1 protein-coding gene is annotated in these 483 nt (G+C 70.8%); it reads right to left on the minus strand.

Features of this window, described 5'->3' with window-relative positions:
- Positions 1-483, minus strand: a 483-nt coding sequence (locus D7W79_RS42705) for an AMP-binding enzyme (RefSeq protein WP_147442391.1), incomplete at both ends; no start/stop codon positions are given.

The raw sequence follows: 483 nt of genomic DNA on the forward strand, positions 1-483 counted from the left end.
CTCGAAGAAGTCGTCCTCCGCGCCGATGCGCTCGACGCGAAGCACCTCGGTCCAGAGGGCCGCGAGCTTCTGCTCGGTGGGGGTCGTCGGGGGCACGTACCGTCCCGGCTCCAACGCGGTCGCAGTGGGGGCGGGAAGGGCGTTGCGGTCCACCTTTCCATTGGGCGTGAGAGGCAGGGCCTCCATCACGACGAAGGTGGAGGGCACCATGTGCGCTGGCAGCAGTTGCTGGAGGTGGGCTCGCAGCGCCGCTGCGTCCAGCGTCGGTCCACCGGCCCCGGACGGAATGGCGACGTAGGCGACGAGGCGCTTGTCGCCGGGCACGTCCTCGCGGGCCATCACCAGCGTCTCGGCGACACCGGGCAGCCGCTGCAATGCGGACTCCACCTCGCCCGGTTCGATGCGGAAGCCACGCACCTTCACCTGGAAGTCGGTGCGGCCCAGGAACTCCAGCGTGCCGTCCGCGCGCCAGCGGGCCTTGTC

The organism is Corallococcus exercitus, assembly GCF_003611585.1.
Taxonomy (GTDB): Bacteria; Myxococcota; Myxococcia; order Myxococcales; family Myxococcaceae; genus Corallococcus; species Corallococcus exercitus.